Source organism: Pseudoduganella albidiflava (assembly GCF_004322755.1).
In the GTDB taxonomy this organism is placed as follows: Bacteria; Pseudomonadota; Gammaproteobacteria; order Burkholderiales; family Burkholderiaceae_D; genus Rugamonas; species Rugamonas albidiflava.
This window is the reverse complement of record NZ_CP036401.1, coordinates 3,280,985-3,298,584: the sequence shown is the minus strand read 5'-3', so window position 1 is coordinate 3,298,584 and position 17,600 is coordinate 3,280,985. Positions and strand designations below refer to the sequence as shown.

Sequence of the window (17,600 nt, the reverse complement as noted above, 5' to 3'; positions counted from 1 at the left end):
CTTTATCGCGTCGACAGGGACAGGAACCATTTGAAGCAACGTATCAACACCCTCTACCGTTTCGTCGTCAACCGCTGCGGCGACGGGGTGGCCGAGCTGCGCTCGCTGTCCTGGGCCGAAGTGCGCGACCTGGGCCTGTTCGCGCGGCGCCGGCTGCGCGAGGAAAGCCTGCCCCAGGTGGCCGGCGGCCTCACCTTCACCACCGTGTTCGCGCTGGTGCCGGTGCTGACGATCGCGCTGGCCATCTTCACCACCTTCCCCATGTTCATGGCGTTCCGCACGGCGCTGGAAGCGTATTTCATCCAGAGCGTGATGCCGAAGGCGATCTCGGAAACCATCCTGTCCTATCTCACCACGTTCGCGGCGCAGGCCACCGGGCTGTCGGCCATCGGGGCGGTGACGCTGGTGGCCACGTCGGCGGCGATGATGGGCATGATCGAGCGCGTGTTCAACCGCATCTGGGGCGTGAAGGCGGAGCGGCGCTGGACGCGCCGGCTGCTGGTCTACTGGGCCCTGATCACGCTGGGGCCGCTGCTGGTGGGCGTGTCGATCTCGCTGTCGACGGATGTGTTCTCGGCCACTTCCAGCCTGGTCGGCAATGTTGCCGGCGCGCTGGCGTATTCGGTACTGTCCCTGGTGCTGGCGACGGCCGGCTTCACGTTCCTGTACATGGTGGTGCCGAACAAGGCGGTGGACTGGCGCGATGCGCTGGCCGGCGGCGTGCTGGCCGGGCTGGCCTTCGAGCTGGCCAAGCGGGGCTTTGCCGTGTTCATCACGGAATTTCCCACCTATTCGAAGATCTATGGCGCGCTGGCGGCGCTGCCGCTGTTCCTGCTGTGGGTGTACCTGTCGTGGCTGATCACGCTGCTGGGCGCTCTGCTGACGGCGGCGCTGCCGGTGATCAAGTACGAGCGCTGGTGGTACGAACCGGTGCCGGGCGGCGCCTTCGTCGATGCGCTGGCCGTGCTGAAGGTGCTGCACGGCGCCAGCCGCTACGGCGATACGGCGCTGGTCTCGTCGGGCGCGATCCGGGCCCGCACGCGGCTGGGCTTCGACGAGCTGGATACCTTGCTGGACCAGATGCAGGACAAGGGCTGGGTGGGCCGCGTGCGCGTGGAACCGGCGCCGCGCGTGCAGTTCGGCAAGCGTGTCGACGATACGGGTGATCATTGGGTGTTGCTGGCCAATCCCGAGGTGCTGACGCTGGCCGAGGTCTACCGGCTGTTCGTGTTCGGCGGCATGCCCGTCAATGCCGGCGTGGCGCAGGAATCGAGCGACCCGCGCGACGTGGCGGCCCGGCGCGACGCGGCCCGGCTGGCACGCCATGTCGAGGATGCCGTGGAAGCGGGCCTCGGCCTGTCGCTGGCCGACCATTTCGGCCCGGCCGTGGACCGTGCCGCGGTGCCGCTCGTGCAGGATGGGCATGGATGACCGCCGATTGCCACGAATAGCCCGCAATGACGACTATTACGGTGCCACGCTGGATTTTTTCACGGGCATACGCTACATTGCGCCAGAAGGCATAGAATGAAAATCACCCATCACGGACAGGACGGCCACCATGAAAGTCTCAGAAATCCTTCAAGTCAAGGGTAACATCCTCTACACGATCACGCCGGACCAGCCGCTGGTGGAAGCTGCCACCACGATGGCCGAGAAGGACATCGGCTCGCTCGTCGTGATGGAGTATGGCGACCTGGTGGGCATGCTGACCTTCCGCGAAGTGCTCAAGGCGCTGCACGCGAACGAAGGGTCGGTGGGCGGCGGCACCGTGCGCAAGCACATGGACGACCATCCGATCACCGTGACGCCCGATACCGAAGTCAACGAAGTGCGCCGCATCATGCTGGAAAAGCACGCGCGCTACCTGCCGGTGATGAATGCCAAGACCTTGCTGGGCGTGATCTCGTTCTATGACGTGGCACGCGCCGTGCTGGAAGCGCAGAGCTTCGAGAACCGCATGCTGAAGGCTTACATCCGCGACTGGCCGGCCGAGCAGGACGAGACGACGAACTGAGCCGTTTGATCGCGCCCATAAAAAACGCTGCCTCGGCAGCGTTTTTTATTGCCTGCAAATTGAGTACGTCCCTATGGCCGCTCAGTTAAGCGTTGCCCGACACATTGAAAGCACATGCATTCACCCCAACAGCGAAGGACTGGGGTCAGACCCGGCGGGTCTGACCCCGGAATTTGCACTTGGGTGGACTCAACTTGATCGACCAGGGTCTGTCCCTATTTTTCGGGAATTTTTCCCGGTGCTAGGCGTTCTGCGCGGGCTGGCTGGCCAGCCAGCCGTACAGGTCCCCGGCGGCCATCGGCCGGGCGAACAGGAAGCCCTGGGCCAGCGGGCAGCCCAGCTGTTGCAGCACGCGCGCCTGCAGTTCGTCCTCGACGCCTTCCGCCACCACCGACAGGCCCAGGTTGCGGCCCAGCTGGATCACCATCTCGGCGATGCTGCTGCCGCGCGAGGCGCCGCTGATCTCGGTCACGAACGCGCGGTCGATCTTCAGCCGGTCGAGCCGCAGGCGCTGCAGGTGCGACAGCGACGAGAAGCCGGTACCGAAGTCGTCGATCGCGATGTGCACGCCGGTTTCCTTGACCTGCGCCAGCATCTCGATGAACGTGTCCGGCTCTTCCATTGCCATGGATTCGGTGATTTCCAGTTCCACATGGCGGGGCGGGGCGCCCGTGTCGGCCAGCGCATTGCGCAGCACCTGCAGGAATTGCGGATGGCGGAACTGCACCTGCGACACGTTGATCGACATCGTGAATTCGTGGTGGCCCGCCGCGCGCAGGCGGACCAGTTCGGCGCAGGCGGTGCGCAGCACCCATTCGCCGATGTCGATGATCAGCCCGGAATACTCGGCGATCGGGATGAAACGGTCGGGCGGCACGAAGCGTCCATCGGCGGCGCGCCAGCGCAGCAGCGCTTCGGCGCCCACGGCCCGGCGCGTGGCCAGGTCGATCTGCGGCTGGTAAGCCAGGAACAGCTCGTGCTTGCTGAACGCGGTGCGCAGCGCGTGCATCATGCGCACCCGTTCGCGGATCTCGACGCCCATGTTGCGCGTGAAATAGAAATGGCCGGCGCGCTGCTGCGTCTTGGCGCGCTTGAGGGCGATATCGGCATCCTTCAGCGCATCGGTGCCGCTGCCATCGTGCTCGGCCAGCCGTACCAGGCCCAGCGTGGCCGAGACTTGCACGGTCTGGCCCTCGATCTCGAACGGCTGCTGGAACAGCGCGAGGATGGCGGCCGGGTTCACCTGCGCGGCATCGCCCAGCACGCAGAAGATGTCGCCGCCGATGCGCGCGACGGTAAGCTGGCGGTCCAGGCTGTCGCGCAGGCGCGCCGCCACGGCGGCCAGCAGGCCGTCGCCGAAGGCGTGGCCCAGCGCATCGTTGGTCTCGGCGAAATGGTCCAGGTCGACCAGGCACAGCGTGGCGGCCACGCGGGCCGGACTGGCCAGCGTGGCATCGAGGATCTCGATCACGCGCGTGCGGTTCGGCAGCTTCGACAGGGTGTCGTAGAACGCCGCGTCATGCAGGTGCGACACCAGCTCGACGTTGTCGAGGCCGACGGCGACATTGGCGGCGAAGACGTCGAGCAGCTTCCGGTCCAGTTCCGGCGGAAGGCACGGCACGTCGAGCAGCGCGGCAAAGGTGCGGCATGCCTTGCCGACCAGGTGCAGCGCGACGGCGTCGTCGCCGAACACGTTGCACCGCCCGGCCAGTGCGCGGGCCAGTGCCGGCGGCATGGGCGGATCGGTATCGGGTCCCAGCACGCGGCCCTCGGTGGCCTGCCAGGCCCCGCAGGCGGCGACGACCTGGGCGGTGCCGCCTTCGCCACCCACGCACAGCAGTCCGCTGGCGGGCTGGCCCAGCAGCGCGGCGGCCTGGACCAGGGCCCCGGCGGCGAAGTCGCGCATGCCGTGCAGCGCCATCAGCGCGCTGCCGGCTTCGACAATGCGGTTCAGGCCGCGGCGGTGGTCGTCCAGGCGGCGGATCTGCTCGTACGAACGGATCGCCGCCGTCACCGTCGTGTACAGCTTGATGCGGGTGAGCTCGGACTTGGTCTTGTAGTCGTTGATGTCGAAATCGCGGATCGCGTCGATTTCCGGCGCGTAGCCGGGCTGGCCGGTACGCAGGATGATCCGCACGTCGGCCAGCTTCAGCGTTTCGCGGATGTGGCGCACCAGGTGCAGGCCGGCGTGTTCCTGCTCCATCACCACGTCGAGCAGGATGACGGCGATGTCGCGCTCGCGCGCCAGCAGTTCGCGCGCCTCGGCGGCCGAGTAGGCATGCACGAACTCGAGCGGGCGGCCGCCCATGTCGAGGTTGCCCAGCGCGAAGGTGGTGGTGGAATGCACATCCGCGTCGTCGTCGACGATCATCACCCGCCAGGCGCTGCGCGGCGCCGCGGCCGGTTGCCGGGGCGCCTCGTCCAGGAACACCAGTTCATCCTGTCCAGTGCCGATGGGTGTGCTCGTTGGGGGCATGCATCCTTCTCCAGAGGGTGTCGACCGGACCCTTTATAGCGGATTGGGCGGGATCCCGGCGCAGCGTCTACACGCAGCTTCCTGATTATAATGCCGGCCTGTAATTGCTGTGCAGAAATTGTTACATTTGTGGCGCGACGGCCGCGCTTCCCGTATGTCTGGCTCGCGGCATGCTAAAGCGGTAAAATTGCCAGTTCCTTCCGCTCTTTCAGATTGATCTCATGTCCGGCAATTCCTTTGGCAAGCTGTTCACGGTAACGACTTTTGGCGAATCACACGGACCGGCGATCGGTTGCGTCATCGATGGCTGCCCGCCGGGCCTGGCGCTCAGCGAAGCCGATATCCAGCCCGAGCTGGACCGCCGCAAGCCCGGTACCTCGCGCCACGTCACGCAGCGGCAGGAACCGGATGCGGTGCAGATCCTGTCCGGCGTGTATGAAGGCGTCACCACCGGCACCCCGATCGCACTGCTGATCCGCAACGAGGACCAGCGCAGCAAGGACTACGGCAACATCGTCGAGAGTTTCCGCCCCGGCCATGCCGACTACACGTACTGGCACAAGTATGGCGTGCGCGATCCGCGCGGTGGCGGCCGCTCGTCGGCGCGGCTGACCGCTCCCGTGGTGGGCGCGGCGGCGATCGCCAAGAAATGGCTGAAGGAGCAGTACGGTACCGAGTTCGCCGGCTGCATGCGCACGCTGGGCGAGATCGACGTGCCTTTCCAGGATTTCGCGCACGTGCCCACCAATCCGTTTTTCGCGGCCACGGCCGACGCGGCGCTGATCGCGCGGATGGAAAGCTACATGGATGAGTTGCGCAAGTCCGGCGATTCGATCGGTGCGCGCATCGACGTGGTGGCGCGCAACGTGCCGGTGGGCCTGGGCCAGCCGATCTACGACAAGCTCGATGCCGACATCGCCTATGCGATGATGGGCATCAACGCCGTGAAGGGCGTGGAAATCGGCGCCGGCTTCGCGTCGGTCGCGCAGCGCGGCTCGGAGCATGGCGACGAACTGACCCCGCAGGGCTTCGTGGGCAACCACGCCGGCGGCGTGCTGGGCGGCATTTCGACGGGCCAGGACATCACGGTATCGATCGCCATCAAGCCGACCTCGTCGATCCGCACGCCGCGCCGCTCGATCGACAAGGCCGGCAATCCGGTGATGGTGGAAACGTTCGGCCGCCACGATCCGTGCGTGGGCATCCGTGCCACGCCGATCGCCGAAGCCATGCTGGCGCTGGTGCTGATCGACCACGCGCTGATGCACCGCGCGCAGTGCGGCGACGTGCGCGTGACCACGCCGGATATCGGCCGCCAGGGCTGAGCCGCAGGGAACAATTGTCAGGACGGGCCGCCGGCAGGGCGCCGGCGCTTCCGCCAAGCCGGCGGCGCCTCAGGCGGCGCGGCTGCTCACCAGTTCGAGCTGGTGGCGGCGTTCGATGGCCTTCACCACCAGCCCCCGCAAATCGTTCAGCAGGGCGAATTCGGTGGGCGACAGCTGGATCTCCGGGAACGTCTCATCCCAGTCGCCATACAGGAAGCCGGTCGGCTGGCCATTCGCCGACAGCGGCAGGATCACGAAGCTGCGCGCTTCGGCCAGGCCGGTCTTCCACCATTGCGGCAGCTTGGCCGCGAACTTCGGGTCGCGCGCGTTCTCGATGAAGATCACGCGGTCGCTGTTCAGCGCCGCGTGGAACACGTTGGGTTCATACGCATCCTCGAACGACATCGCCGCCAGCTGTTCCTTCGGCAGCGAGCCGAAGCACATCCGCGCCGCATAGCGGTTCTCGCGGCGATTGCGCACGAACGCCACCGCACGCGAGAAATCGAGTCCCTTGTACACGGTTTCCAGCGCCGCCGAGACCATCTGGCCGGGGCTGGCGCTGTCGACCATGTCGCGCATGTCGGCCAGGCCGCTTTGCAGGATGCGGTTGCCGGCGGCGCGCTGGCGCGTCTGGGCCATGGCGCGGGCGCGGCGTTCGAGCGGTTTCGACAGCGGCGCGATCGCCAGCTCTTCGGCCGCGGTTTCGCGGGCCTGGGCGATGGCGCCGCGCACCTGCTCCAGCTCCAGCCCCAGCAGCGGTGAAAACACGGCACTGATGCGGGCCACCTCGGCGGCGCCCGCTTCGTCGTCGTTCCACAGCGAGGCGGCGCAGTGCCGCGACAGCGTGGCGATGCCGGCTACCCAGTCCGACGCCGGCAACGCGGCCGGCGTGTCATCGGCCGGCGTATCATCGGCCGGCGCATCATCGCCCGGTATTGCCACGCTGCGCATGCCAGTCACCAGGTTGCGCGGCAGGTTCCAGCGCTGGGCGGCGGCCATGCCGATTTCCTCCAGCGTGATGCCCAGCAGTTCGCGCGCCGCCGCGTCTTCGTTGCCGCTACCGCCGCGCTGCTGCAGCTTTTGCCAATGCTCGGGCAGGTAGAAGGTGACCATCATGCGGCCCAGCGTGTGCAGCATCGAGCAGACGACGGCCAGTTCCGTCTGCGGGCTGCGTACGGTGGCGGCGATCTCGCGCGCCACCAGCCCGGCCAGCACGGCCTTCTCCATTTCCACATGGGCCTGCGTGGAATCGCTGGCCCCGGACGACAGTTCCTCGACCAGTTTCAGGCCCAGCGCCAGGTGGCCGATGGCTTCCGTGCCCAGCACCAGCACGGCCTTGCTGACGGTGTTGACGTGCTGGCCGAATGCCGAATACATGCTGCTGTTGGCCAGGCGCAGCACCTTGTTGGTGAGCACGGGATCGGACAGCACCGTTTCGGTCATGGAAAACTCGCCATCTTCCTCGCCGCGCATGGCGCCGAGCACGGCACCGATGGCCTTCGCGAATGCGGGCATGTCGCCCTGGCGGCGCGTGCGTTCCCACAGCAGGGCCAGGGTCTGCTCGCCGAGGTGGCTGTTGGTTGTGCCGCCGGTCATTGCACCACCCGCGCCACGTCACCGCGCCGGATTTCCTCGAAGTGCCGTTCGGTCAGCGCCGCGAGCGCCGCGTTGGCGGCCATCGGCTTGCCGGTCAGGTAGCCCTGCACGTAGCGGCAGCCCCGTTCGCGCATGTAGGCCATCTGCTCTTCGGTTTCCACGCCTTCGGCGACCACGGAGAGCGACAGGTGGCGCGCCAGGTCCAGTACGGCGTTGCAGATCGCGCCATCCTTTTGCGAGCCGGGCAGGTCGCGGATGAAGGCGCGGTCGATCTTCAGCACCGAGATCGGGAAGCGCTTCAGGTAGGCCAGCGACGAGTAGCCGGTACCGAAATCGTCGATCGCGATCCGGGCGCGGCGTTCGGCCATCTTGCCGAGGATGGCTTCGGCGTGGCTTGGGTCGATCATCAGCGTGCCCTCGGTGATCTCGAGCACGAGCTGGTCGCCGGACAGGCCGGAATAGGAAATGGCGTCGTCTAGCACGTCTAAAAACTTGTCACTGCGAAATTGGCGGGGGCTGATATTAACAGAGATGTATAGCGGCCGTTTCGCTGCTTCCTGGAATTGCCTGAGCTGTACGCAGGCCGCCTTCAGCGCCCACGCCCCCAGCAGGTTGATCAGTCCGTTGGTCTCGGCAATGGGGATGAAGCGCGCCGGCGACACCATGCCGAGGGTGGGGTGCTTCCAGCGCATCAGCGTTTCAAAGCCTTCGATCTCGCGCGTGCCGGCATCGACGATGGGCTGGTAATGCAGCACGAATTCGCCTTCGCGCACGGCCTGGAACATGGCCGCTTCGAGCGAGATGTCTTCTTCGGTCGGGCTCGAGTGGCGCGGGCTGTACACCACGCAGCGCGCCTTGCCCGTTTCCTTGGCGCGCGACAGCGCGGCATCGGCCAGCGCGACCAGCCGCACCTCGTCCTCGGCATGCTGCGGATACACCGCCACGCCGACCGATGCGCCGATATAGATGGTGTGCGCGTCGATCTCGAACGGCGCCTGCAGCGTGGCCAGCAGGCGGCCTGTGACCAGGCGGATCTGCTGCTCGTTGAAGGTGCCGGGCAGCACGGCCACGAATTCGTCGCCGCCCACGCGCGCCAGCGTATCGCTGTCGCGCAGCGTCTTGCTCAGCCGTGCGGCGGCCATCTTGAGCACCGCGTCGCCGACCGGGTGGCCCAGCCCGTCGTTGACCTTTTTAAAACTGTCCAGCCCGATGGCAGCGACGGAGAAACCCTGGCCCGAACGGCGCGCCTGGGCAATCGTCATGCGGATGCGGTCCGACAGCAGCAGGCGGTTCGGCAAGCCGGTGAGAAGGTCGTGCGTCGCCATGTGCCGCAGGCGTTCCTCGGCGGCTTGCTGTTCCGACAGGTCGCGGCCCACCACCAGCAGCTGCGCCGATCCATCCGCGCCGGCAAAGGTGGAAAAGCGCAGGTCGAACCAGACGTCGCTGTCGGCCGGCTGCAAGCGCAGTTCAAGGCGCGCCACGCCGCTGTTCGCCAGCCCCGCCAGCGCGCCCTGCAGGGCGGCCCGATCCAGTTCGGACACGAACACCGCCAGGGCGCGGCCCACCACGGTGCGTTGCGGGCCCAGCACCGTCATGGCGCGGCGGCTGGCGAACAGCACGTTTCCCGCTGGATCGAGCCGGAACACGATATCGCCGGCTTCTTCGAGCATGGCGTCGAAAGCAAGCCGTGCGGAGTCGGGCGGTGGCGTCGTGGAACTGGAAAGCATGGCGATGCTGCGGTCTTTTCTGGTATCTCGTGCTGCGGCGGGCGATTGAACCCTGTTGGTACGCGATCCGGGCGAGACGGGCGGTCACGTTGCGTGAATGTATCACTTTACCGCAAGAATTACATGAAAGAGAGCAACATTTACCCTGCTTGAGAGAAAAACTGTTGCTCCATGGACTGAAAGAGGGGATTCGCGGGGATGGCGGTGCGGCTACCTGTGCAGCAGCTTCGTCGTGCGACTGACGTGTGACCCGCGATCGCCGGCTCGGATGAATTTTGTGCGCGCGGGCTGGCCGAGCGGATCGTGCTCGCCGTGCAGGCCGGACTGCTGCTGCGGCATGCGCTGGCATTCGTGGCGGACGCCTTCGTGGCGTCGCGGCTAGCGCGGGAGCCGGGCGGGGCGCATGGCCGGCTGCCCGCCGGCACCGATCGCGCCGCGATCGTGGAGCGCGCCCTGGCCATCGCCTGACTTGCCCTAACTGTTTTTTCGGCCGCGGCATGGACAGCGCGCATCGCGGGCTGTGATAATGCGGGACACAAACCGTCTGCACTTTAGTCAACATGAAACAAGATCCGCGCTTCCCGAACCTTTTCATTACCGATCATCCGCTGATCCAGCACAAGCTGAGCCACATGCGCGACAAGGCAACGTCGACCCGCACGTTCCGCGAGCTGCTGAAGGAAATCACGCTGCTGATGGGCTATGAAATCACTCGTGACCTGCCGCTGACGACGCGCGAGATCGAAACCCCGCTGATGACGGTCGACGCCCCCGTGATCGCCGGCAAGAAGCTGGCCGTGGTGCCGATCCTGCGTGCCGGCATCGGCATGAGCGATGGCTTGCTGAACCTGGTGCCATCGGCCCGCGTCGGGCATATCGGCGTGTTCCGCGATCCGGCAACGCACCAGCCGGTCGAGTACCTGGTGCGGTTGCCCGACCTGGTCGACCGCACGTTCATCCTGTGCGATCCGATGGTCGCCACCGGCAATTCGGCCGTCCACGCCATCGAAGTGCTGAAGAACCGCGGCGTGACGGACGACCAGATCATTTTCCTGGCGCTGGTGGCCGCGCCCGAAGGCATCACGGTGGTGCAGAAGGCGCACCCGGGCGTGAAGATCTACTGCGCGTCGCTGGACTCGCACCTGAACGACCACGCCTACATCGTGCCCGGCCTGGGCGATGCGGGCGACCGCATTTTCGGCACCAAGTAAGCGGCGCACCGACACACGTGGCCGCGCCGCTCGATCCCCAGTACCGGCAGCGCCTTCAGGCGCTGTCCGACATGTTCGCCGCCACCATTCCGGCACGCATGGGCGAGATCGCCGATGCCCTGGCCGCCGCCGGCACGGCGCCCGGCCCCCGGGAACTGGAACGGCTGCACCAGGCACTGCACACGGTAGCGGGCTCGGCCGGTTCATTCGGCTTTGCCGCGCTGGGCGAGGAAGCCCGGCGGCTGGAGCAGGCGGTGCGCGGCCAGCTGGCCGGCGAAGCGGGCTGGGCCGCACTCATCCCGCAAATCCACACCTATCTCGACCGGGTCAGCCGGGATCCCAAGTCCCCCTCTTTTCCCGCGCACGATTGATATTAATCAAACAGCCACTGCCGATATTGTCTATAGTTACACATATGCCGAACGACGCGAGGGCACTCTTGCGAGGCGGGCATTTCGAGGGTGGCTTGAAGTTGGCTTGAAGTTGGCTTGAAGTTGGCTTGAAGTTGGCTTGAAGTTGGCTTGAAGTTGGCTTGAAGTTGGCTTGAAGTTGGCTTGAAGTTGGCTTGAAGTTGGCTTGAAGTTGGCTTGAAGTTGGCTTGAAGTTGGCTTGAAGTTGGCTTGAAGTTGGCTTGAAGTTGGGCTGGAGTGGAAGGCAGCTTTGGTTCCGATCCGGTTCCCAAATCAATTGCATCCATCGATTTGTCGTCTCCCGAGCTTCAAAAGTGCAAGAATCATTGTTAGAGAGCATTTTCCATGGGCTTTTCCAGGATTTTTCCTCTCGTTCATGTGATTCTCATCACTTTTCACTCGACAATAGCGAATATTTTCGCAAAATCGTGCCTCACGACGTGCTTTTGGCGCTGTATTCGGTATAATGCGGGATCGTTTAGATTCAAGGGTAGTGCAGTTTGTCTGCCATTGCATACTTGCTTCAAACGATATCACGGGCGCAAGCTCATTTAACTGTAATAGGAATTGTAATGGCAACTGGTATCGTAAAATGGTTCAATGATTCGAAGGGTTTTGGCTTCATCACCCCTGACGAAGGCGGCGAAGATCTGTTCGCTCACTTCTCGGCGATCCAAAGCAATGGCTTCAAATCGCTGCAAGAGAACCAGCGCGTATCTTTCGATGTAACCGCTGGCCCGAAAGGCAAGCAAGCATCGAACATTCAGCCTCTGTAATACGCTGGATCTAACGACACAAAAAATCCTCGGTTTCCGGGGATTTTTTTCGCCTGTCGCTGTTGAATCGATGTCTGGAGAGTGGGCTGCTTTACGCTCCCAGGACCGGGCCGCGGCCGGATCACCTGCAATTGCCAGCCATCCGCGTTGCGCTCTCCCGTCTGCGTTCGCCAGCCGATCGGACGGCGAATTCTTCCGCTTCCCAGGCTTTAGCCCGCTGATCTGCCGAGTGCCGACGTTTGAGCGCTGGTTTTTGGCCGCGTACCTTTGGCCGAGTGCCTTGGCCGCATGCCTTTGACCGGGCACCGGTGAACGCTGGCCTTTGGCGGGCTAGCCTTTGGCCCAATATCCCGGCTGCGCGTAGGTGCGCCGCAGGAAATCGACAAACGCGCGAATCCGCAGCGGCAGGTGGCGCCGCTGGGCGAATACCGCATAGATGTTGTCGTTGCCGGGCGCCGCATATTCATCGAGGACGGTGACCAGCCGCCCCGCTTCGATGTCGACCCCCACTTCCCACATCGACCGCCAGCCCAGCCCTTTGCCCGCCAGCACCCAGTCGTGCAGCACGGCGCCGTCATTGCAGCTCATGTTGCCCGCCGTGCGAAGCGTGACGTTCTTGCTGCCGTCGCGGAACGTCCAGCCGCGCTGGCTGCCGGCGCTGCTGATCGCCATGCAGTTATGGCGCGACAGGTCTTCCAGCGTTTTCGGCACGCCATGGCGCTGCAGGTAGGAAGGGGCGCCGACGACCACCCGGCGGTTGTCCGCCAGTTTCAGGCTGACGAGGTTGGAATCCTCCAGCGTGGCGATGCGGATCGCGACATCCACGCCTTCGCCGATCAGGTCGACCACGCGGTCGTTCAGGTTCAGTGTGACGGTCACGTCGCGGTGCTCGGCCACGAACGACGGAATCAGCGGCGCTACATGGTGGCGGCCGAAACCCGCCGGTGCCGAAATGAGCAGGTGGCCGGTCGCCCGGGCACTGCGTTCCGCCGCGGCCGCTTCCGCACTCTCCAGGTCCGCCAGGATACGCTGGCAATCTTCGAGGAACGCGGCGCCTTCGTCGGTCAACGCCAGCTTGCGCGTGGTACGCTGTAGCAGCTTCACGCCGAGGCGCTGCTCCAGTGCATCGAGGCGGCGGCCGATCACGGCTGGTGCGATACCTTCGGCGCGCGCGGCGGCAGACAGACTGCCCCGCGCCACCACTTCCACGAACGTGGAGATCTGCTTGAACTGATCCATAACCTCGATTTATGACAAATTTGCACAGATGAAGTGATTATTTGTCTTGTTTAGATAAGTTTGCAGTCAATATACTTCAAGGCATCCAATTTCACCAGAGCACAAAGGAGATCGACATGAGCATCACGTTACCGGCAGGAATGGAAATCACGGGCGAGATCAAGCCCGGCTATGAAAGCGTTCTGACGCCGGAAGCGCTGGAGCTGGTGGCAAAACTGTCGCGTGCGTTCGAGCCGCGCCGCCAGGAATTGCTGGCTGCCCGCGTGGAGCGTGCGAAACGCCTCGATGCAGGCGAGCGTCCCGACTTCCTGGCTGAAACGGCACACATCCGCGCCGGTGACTGGACGATCGCGCCGATCCCGCAAGCCTTGCAGTGCCGCCGCGTGGAAATCACCGGCCCGGTCGAGCGCAAGATGGTCATCAATGCGCTCAATTCCGGCGCCGACAGCTACATGACGGACTTCGAGGATTCGAACACGCCGAACTGGGACAACCAGCTCACCGGCCAGCTGAACATGATCGATGCCGTGCGCAAGACGATCTCGCTCGAGCAGAACGGCAAGTCCTACAAGCTTAACGAAAAGACGGCAACCCTGGTCGTGCGGCCGCGCGGCTGGCACCTCGATGAAAAGCATGTGCTGGTCGACGGCAAGCGCGTCTCCGGCGGCGTGTTCGATTTCGCGCTGTTCATGTTCCATAACGCCCGCGAACAGCTGGCGCGCGGCGCCGGCCCGTATTTCTACCTGCCGAAGATGGAATCGCACCTGGAAGCGCGCCTGTGGAACGACATCTTCGTCATGACGCAGGACGAACTGGGCCTGCCGCAAGGCACGATCAAGGCCACCGTGCTGATCGAAACGATCCTGGCCGCGTTCGAGATGGACGAGATCCTGTATGAGCTGCGCGAGCACAGCGCCGGCCTCAACGCGGGCCGCTGGGACTACATCTTCAGCTGCATCAAGAAATTCAAGGTCGACAAGGACTTCTGCCTGGCCGACCGCCCGAAAGTGACGATGACGGCGCCGTTCATGCGCGCCTACGCGCTGCTGTTGCTGAAGACCTGCCACAAGCGCAATGCGCCGGCGATCGGCGGCATGTCGGCCCTGATCCCGATCAAGAACGATGCGGAGAAAAACGAAACGGCGATGGCCGGTGTGCGCAACGACAAGGCGCGGGATGCCACCGATGGCTACGACGGCGGCTGGGTCGCCCACCCGGGCCTGGTTGGCCTGGCCATGACGGAATTCACCAAGGTGCTGGGCGACGCGCCGAACCAGATCGGCAAGCAGCGCCCGGACGTCGAGGTGACGGCGGCGGACCTGCTGAACTTCCAGCCGGAGGCGCCGATCACCGAAGCGGGCCTGCGCTACAACATCAACGTGGGCATCCACTACCTGGGCAGCTGGCTGGGCGGCAATGGCTGCGTGCCGATCCATAACCTGATGGAAGATGCCGCCACGGCCGAGATCAGCCGTTCGCAGGTGTGGCAATGGATCCGTTCGCCGAAGGGCGTGCTCGACGATGGCCGCAAGGTCACGGCCGATATCGTGCGCTCGATGATCGCCGAGGAATTGCCGAAGGTGAAGGAGTCCGCACCGGACGGCACCAGCCCGAACTACGATCGTGCCGCGCAGATCTTCGAGCAGATGTCGACCTCCGAATCGTTCGCGGAGTTCCTCACGCTGCCGCTGTACGAGGAAATCTGACCGGAGACATTTGACGGCGGGGCCGGTTCAAGGCCCGCATCCGCTGGTATCGGGGCCTTTGATTCGCATCAGAGGCCCCTTTCGCATCAGGGGCCCTTTTGCATCACAGGCCCGTCTCGCATCAAAGGCTTCAATTCGCATCAGAGGCTTCCATTCGCATCAAAGGCTTCAATTCGTATCAGAAGCCTCTTTTCCTGCCACAGGGAGAGGCCTCTTTCGTGCCTAGGCCTTGCGCTCCGCCAGCGCGGGGCGGGCCAGGAATTCCTTCAGCCGCGCCTCGTCGATCCGGTGCCCGGCAATGCGCCGCAACAGCAGGTCGATGCGGTCGCCTCCCCAGAACAGCTCGCCCATGTAGCTGAACGTGGGCACGCCGAATACGCCGGCCGCCGCGGCGCGCTCCGTCGCATCGATCAGTGCCTGCTTGATCGCGGGCTCGCTCGCGGCCGCCTGCAGCGCTTCGCCGTTCAGGTCGCACTCCGCGGCCAGCGCCTTCAGCACGGCAGGGCTGGAAAGATCCAGGCCGCGCTCCCAGCATGCCTGGGACAGCATGAACGTGAAGCGGCGCCGGCTCGTCAGCGAGGTGATCGCCAGGCACATGCGCAATGCCAGCAAGGGATTGAAGGGATGGCCCGGCGGTCCGCGGAACGGCAAGCCGTGCGAATCGGCGATGCGCATCACGTCACGAAACAGGAATTCCCGCTTGGCCGGCACTTCGGCCGGGCCTTTCGTGCCATGCGCCTTCAGCAAGCCCGCGAGCAGCACGGGCTCCATCTCGAGGTGCACGCCCGCCGCTTCGATGCGGGCGATCTGTTTCGTGGCCAGCCATGCATAAGGGCTGATCGGGTCGTAGTAGAAACGGACTTTTTCCATATCTGTTCCTGTCAAAAATGGTTCTTCCATTCGCGCAGCGCCGCGAAAACGGCGAGCGGGGCGGCATTGGCCGCCACCTTTCCCGCCGCGGCGAGGCGCTGTGCGATCCGTTCGTCGCGGTAGCGCAGGAAGGGATTCGTTGCGCGCTCGACGGCAATCGTGCTCGGCACGGTGGGTACACCATGTTGCCGCTTCTTCGTCTCCGCTTCCATGCGCGCCCGCAGTGCTTCGTTACCGGGTTCGATCTCCAATGCGAACCGCAAGTTCGACAAGGTGTACTCGTGCGCGCAAAAAACCTCGGTATCCGGCGGCAGCGCCGCCAGCTTGTCCAGCGACGCCGCCATCTGCGCCGGCGTTCCCTCGAACAGGCGGCCGCATCCGCCCGCGAACAGCGTGTCGCCACAGAACAGCCAGTGCGGTCCCATGCCGGGCGCGCCATCCGCGGCGCCGGCGTAATACGCGATATGGCCATGGGTGTGCCCCGGCACATCCAGCACGGCCAGTCCCAGGCCGATACCCGGCACCGTGATCCTGTCGCCTTCGCCCAGCGGCTGCGTGACGGCGGCGATGCCGTCGTTCCGCGGACCGAACACGGGCACGTCGAACCGCTGCAATAACGCCGGCACGCCACCGATATGGTCACGATGGTGGTGGGTGAGTAGAATGGCGGTAAGCGTCAGCCCGCGATCGCGCAGCGCAGCCAGGATGGGTTCGGCATCGCCGGGATCGACGACCGCCGCGCGGCTGCCGTCATGGACCAGCCACAGGTAATTGTCGTTGAAGGCCGGCACGGGCAACACTTGCAGCGCAGCTCCCGCGGGAACTGCTGAAGCCGGCACCGAAGCTGACACTGAAGCTGACACTGAGGCCGGTGCGGAAATCGCGGCGGAAATGCGGTCGATCGAAGTCATCGGCAAGACGGCGTCATGGAACACGGCATCATGGAACACGGCATCACAGGGAACACGGGGTCATCCTCACTGGGGTACTACCAAGGGAACGCATGGATAGCGCAGCATCCGAAAAATCCATTATAGCGCTGGACAGCTGGCTTCAAACGCCGGCCGGCCGCTATGTGCGCGCCTGGGAGCAGAACCGCCTGGATGTGCTGACAGCCGATATCTTCGGCTATAACGCGCTGCAGATCGGCATGCCGCAGATCGATGCGCTGGCGGCCAGCCGCATGCCGCACAAATGGCTCGCCGACACGCTGCCCGGCCGCACCGTCGACACCGGCGGCCGGCCGGTCTCGCTGACGCTGGATCCGATCGAGCTGCCATTCCCGTCGCAGAGCCTGGACCTCGTCGTCATGCCGCACGTGCTGGAATTCGCGGCCGAGCCACACCAGGTGTTGCGCGAAGTGGAACGCGTGCTGATCCCGGAGGGCCAGCTGATCATTTGCGGCTTCAACCCGGCCAGCCTGTGGGGATTGCGGCAGATGCGGGGCAGGGTGACGGGCACCCGCTACCTGCCGCGCGGCGAGCAGATTTCCATGCCGCGCATGAAAGACTGGTTAAAATTGCTCAACATGGGCGTCAGCCACAGCCACTTCGGCTGCTATGCTCCTGCCTGCCGCACGGAACACTGGCTGGCCAGGTATGCATTCATGGACCGCGCCGGCGAGCGCTGGTGGCCGTACTTCGGCGCCGTGTATCTTGTCCAGGCGATCAAGCGGGTCAAGGGCATGCGGCTGATCGGGCCGGCGTGGAGCAAGAAGAAGGCGAAGTCGCCCGTGGCGGTACCTGCAACGAACAAACACAAGGATCATGGATAAAGTCGAGATTTTTACGGACGGCGCGTGCAAGGGTAATCCCGGCACCGGCGGCTGGGGCGCGCTGATGGTGGCGGGCGAAGCGCAAAAGGAACTGTTCGGCGGTGCGCTGAATACCACCAACAACCGGATGGAGCTGCAAGCCGTCATCGAATCGCTGAACGCATTGAAGCGGCCCTGCGAAGTCGTGCTGCATACGGACAGCCAGTATGTGCAGAAGGGCATCAGCGAGTGGATCCATGGCTGGAAGGCGCGCGGCTGGAAGACCTCGACGAAGGAACCGGTGAAAAACGCGGACCTGTGGCAGGCGCTCGATATCGCACAATCCGTCCACAAGGTCGACTGGCGCTGGGTGCGCGGCCACAACGGCCATCCGGGCAATGAACGGGCCGACATGCTGGCCAACCGCGGCGTGGACGCGGTGCGCGCAAGGTAGATGAGGAAAGAGCCCAAGGCGTTGAAAGGCGCCTGAGGCT

Annotated in this window: 17 protein-coding genes; 10 read left to right on the top strand and 7 right to left on the bottom strand. The window is 64.8% G+C overall.

The features are described from left to right. Window positions 1-30: 30 nt before the first annotated feature. Both EYF70_RS13675 and EYF70_RS13670 read left to right on the top strand, forming a co-directional pair. A complete protein-coding gene (locus EYF70_RS13675) occupies window positions 31-1,431 on the top strand; it encodes a YihY family inner membrane protein (RefSeq protein WP_229420853.1) in 1,401 nt (466 codons plus the stop codon). 130 nt (window positions 1,432-1,561) lie between these two features. Continuing rightward, window positions 1,562-2,017, top strand: coding sequence for a CBS domain-containing protein (locus tag EYF70_RS13670; RefSeq protein ID WP_131145900.1), 456 nt, complete (start codon window positions 1,562-1,564; stop codon window positions 2,015-2,017). 241 nt (window positions 2,018-2,258) lie between these two features. On the opposite strand, the gene EYF70_RS13665 is transcribed toward EYF70_RS13670, so the two are convergent. Then, entirely contained in the window at window positions 2,259-4,493 is a 2,235-nt protein-coding gene (locus EYF70_RS13665) for an EAL domain-containing response regulator (protein ID WP_131145899.1), read from the bottom strand. Window positions 4,494-4,714: 221 nt separating this feature from the next. Here EYF70_RS13665 and aroC point away from each other — a divergent pair, with 221 nt between their 5' ends. Then, window positions 4,715-5,818 (top strand): chorismate synthase, encoded by a 1,104-nt coding sequence (gene aroC, locus EYF70_RS13660; protein WP_131145898.1) that lies wholly within the window; start codon window positions 4,715-4,717, stop codon window positions 5,816-5,818. A gap of 69 nt (window positions 5,819-5,887) precedes the next feature. Here aroC and EYF70_RS13655 read toward each other — a convergent pair whose 3' ends face one another. After that, window positions 5,888-7,414, bottom strand: coding sequence for an HDOD domain-containing protein (locus tag EYF70_RS13655; RefSeq protein ID WP_229420852.1), 1,527 nt, complete (start codon window positions 7,412-7,414; stop codon window positions 5,888-5,890). After that, the gene (locus EYF70_RS13650) at window positions 7,411-9,141 is read right to left on the bottom strand and encodes a putative bifunctional diguanylate cyclase/phosphodiesterase (RefSeq protein ID WP_131145897.1); all 1,731 of its coding nucleotides are present in this window, start codon (window positions 9,139-9,141) and stop codon (window positions 7,411-7,413) included. The genes EYF70_RS13655 and EYF70_RS13650 overlap by 4 nt, the downstream gene beginning before the upstream one ends. Window positions 9,142-9,453: 312 nt before the next feature. Between EYF70_RS13650 and EYF70_RS13645 the strand changes: the two genes are divergently transcribed. The 3 genes from EYF70_RS13645 to EYF70_RS13635 all read left to right on the top strand — a co-directional run bounded on the left by EYF70_RS13645 (window position 9,454) and on the right by EYF70_RS13635 (window position 10,723). Beyond that, window positions 9,454-9,609 (top strand): hypothetical protein, encoded by a 156-nt coding sequence (locus tag EYF70_RS13645; protein WP_307722143.1) that lies wholly within the window; start codon window positions 9,454-9,456, stop codon window positions 9,607-9,609. Window positions 9,610-9,701: 92 nt separating this feature from the next. Next, window positions 9,702-10,352, top strand: a complete 651-nt coding sequence (gene upp / locus EYF70_RS13640; protein WP_131145896.1) for a uracil phosphoribosyltransferase — start codon at window positions 9,702-9,704, stop codon at window positions 10,350-10,352. Window positions 10,353-10,369: 17 nt separating this feature from the next. Then, window positions 10,370-10,723 carry an Hpt domain-containing protein gene (locus EYF70_RS13635; protein ID WP_131145895.1) on the top strand — a complete coding sequence of 118 codons (354 nt, stop codon included), beginning with the start codon at window positions 10,370-10,372 and terminating at the stop codon, window positions 10,721-10,723. Between the two features lie 2 nt (window positions 10,724-10,725). On the opposite strand, the gene EYF70_RS13630 is transcribed toward EYF70_RS13635, so the two are convergent. Further along, the gene (locus EYF70_RS13630; protein ID WP_131145894.1) at window positions 10,726-11,049 is read right to left on the bottom strand and encodes a hypothetical protein; all 324 of its coding nucleotides are present in this window, start codon (window positions 11,047-11,049) and stop codon (window positions 10,726-10,728) included. A 285-nt stretch (window positions 11,050-11,334) separates the two neighbouring features. Here EYF70_RS13630 and EYF70_RS13625 point away from each other — a divergent pair, with 285 nt between their 5' ends. Beyond that, the gene (locus EYF70_RS13625) at window positions 11,335-11,538 is read left to right on the top strand and encodes a cold-shock protein (protein ID WP_131145893.1); all 204 of its coding nucleotides are present in this window, start codon (window positions 11,335-11,337) and stop codon (window positions 11,536-11,538) included. A 330-nt stretch (window positions 11,539-11,868) separates the two neighbouring features. Here EYF70_RS13625 and EYF70_RS13620 read toward each other — a convergent pair whose 3' ends face one another. Then, on the bottom strand, window positions 11,869-12,777 hold the full coding sequence (locus EYF70_RS13620) for a LysR family transcriptional regulator (protein ID WP_131145892.1): 909 nt from the start codon (window positions 12,775-12,777) through the stop codon (window positions 11,869-11,871). A gap of 116 nt (window positions 12,778-12,893) precedes the next feature. Here EYF70_RS13620 and aceB point away from each other — a divergent pair, with 116 nt between their 5' ends. Next, entirely contained in the window at window positions 12,894-14,483 is a 1,590-nt protein-coding gene (aceB, locus tag EYF70_RS13615; protein WP_131145891.1) for a malate synthase A, read from the top strand. A gap of 222 nt (window positions 14,484-14,705) precedes the next feature. On the opposite strand, the gene EYF70_RS13610 is transcribed toward aceB, so the two are convergent. Together EYF70_RS13610 and gloB are read right to left on the bottom strand one after the other, a co-directional pair. After that, window positions 14,706-15,353 carry a 2-hydroxychromene-2-carboxylate isomerase gene (locus EYF70_RS13610; protein ID WP_165497663.1) on the bottom strand — a complete coding sequence of 216 codons (648 nt, stop codon included), beginning with the start codon at window positions 15,351-15,353 and terminating at the stop codon, window positions 14,706-14,708. 11 nt (window positions 15,354-15,364) lie between these two features. Further along, window positions 15,365-16,264, bottom strand: a complete 900-nt coding sequence (gloB, locus tag EYF70_RS13605; protein WP_131145889.1) for a hydroxyacylglutathione hydrolase — start codon at window positions 16,262-16,264, stop codon at window positions 15,365-15,367. Between the two features lie 92 nt (window positions 16,265-16,356). Here gloB and EYF70_RS13600 point away from each other — a divergent pair, with 92 nt between their 5' ends. Further along, a complete protein-coding gene (locus tag EYF70_RS13600; RefSeq protein WP_131145888.1) occupies window positions 16,357-17,127 on the top strand; it encodes a class I SAM-dependent methyltransferase in 771 nt (256 codons plus the stop codon). Next, window positions 17,120-17,560 (top strand): ribonuclease HI, encoded by a 441-nt coding sequence (gene rnhA, locus EYF70_RS13595; protein ID WP_131145887.1) that lies wholly within the window; start codon window positions 17,120-17,122, stop codon window positions 17,558-17,560. The genes EYF70_RS13600 and rnhA overlap by 8 nt, the downstream gene beginning before the upstream one ends. Window positions 17,561-17,600: the final 40 nt, after the last annotated feature.

Excerpts from the sequence above, each read along its gene's own strand:
- EYF70_RS13670 (WP_131145900.1), top strand. The coding sequence starts at position 1,562 with ATGAAAGTCTCAGAAATCCTTCAAGTCAAGGGTAACATCCTCTACACG.
- EYF70_RS13655 (WP_229420852.1), bottom strand. The coding sequence starts at position 7,414 with ATGACCGGCGGCACAACCAACAGCCACCTCGGCGAGCAGACCCTGGCC.
- EYF70_RS13610 (WP_165497663.1), bottom strand. The coding sequence starts at position 15,353 with ATGGAAAAAGTCCGTTTCTACTACGACCCGATCAGCCCTTATGCATGG.
- EYF70_RS13620 (WP_131145892.1), bottom strand. The coding sequence starts at position 12,777 with ATGGATCAGTTCAAGCAGATCTCCACGTTCGTGGAAGTGGTGGCGCGG.
- EYF70_RS13665 (WP_131145899.1), bottom strand. The coding sequence starts at position 4,493 with ATGCCCCCAACGAGCACACCCATCGGCACTGGACAGGATGAACTGGTG.
- upp (WP_131145896.1), top strand. The coding sequence starts at position 9,702 with ATGAAACAAGATCCGCGCTTCCCGAACCTTTTCATTACCGATCATCCG.
- EYF70_RS13600 (WP_131145888.1), top strand. The coding sequence starts at position 16,357 with ATGGATAGCGCAGCATCCGAAAAATCCATTATAGCGCTGGACAGCTGG.
- aroC (WP_131145898.1), top strand. The coding sequence starts at position 4,715 with ATGTCCGGCAATTCCTTTGGCAAGCTGTTCACGGTAACGACTTTTGGC.
- rnhA (WP_131145887.1), top strand. The coding sequence starts at position 17,120 with ATGGATAAAGTCGAGATTTTTACGGACGGCGCGTGCAAGGGTAATCCC.
- EYF70_RS13630 (WP_131145894.1), bottom strand. The coding sequence starts at position 11,049 with ATGGATGCAATTGATTTGGGAACCGGATCGGAACCAAAGCTGCCTTCC.
- aceB (WP_131145891.1), top strand. The coding sequence starts at position 12,894 with ATGAGCATCACGTTACCGGCAGGAATGGAAATCACGGGCGAGATCAAG.
- EYF70_RS13650 (WP_131145897.1), bottom strand. The coding sequence starts at position 9,141 with ATGCTTTCCAGTTCCACGACGCCACCGCCCGACTCCGCACGGCTTGCT.
- gloB (WP_131145889.1), bottom strand. The coding sequence starts at position 16,264 with ATGACTTCGATCGACCGCATTTCCGCCGCGATTTCCGCACCGGCCTCA.
- EYF70_RS13625 (WP_131145893.1), top strand. The coding sequence starts at position 11,335 with ATGGCAACTGGTATCGTAAAATGGTTCAATGATTCGAAGGGTTTTGGC.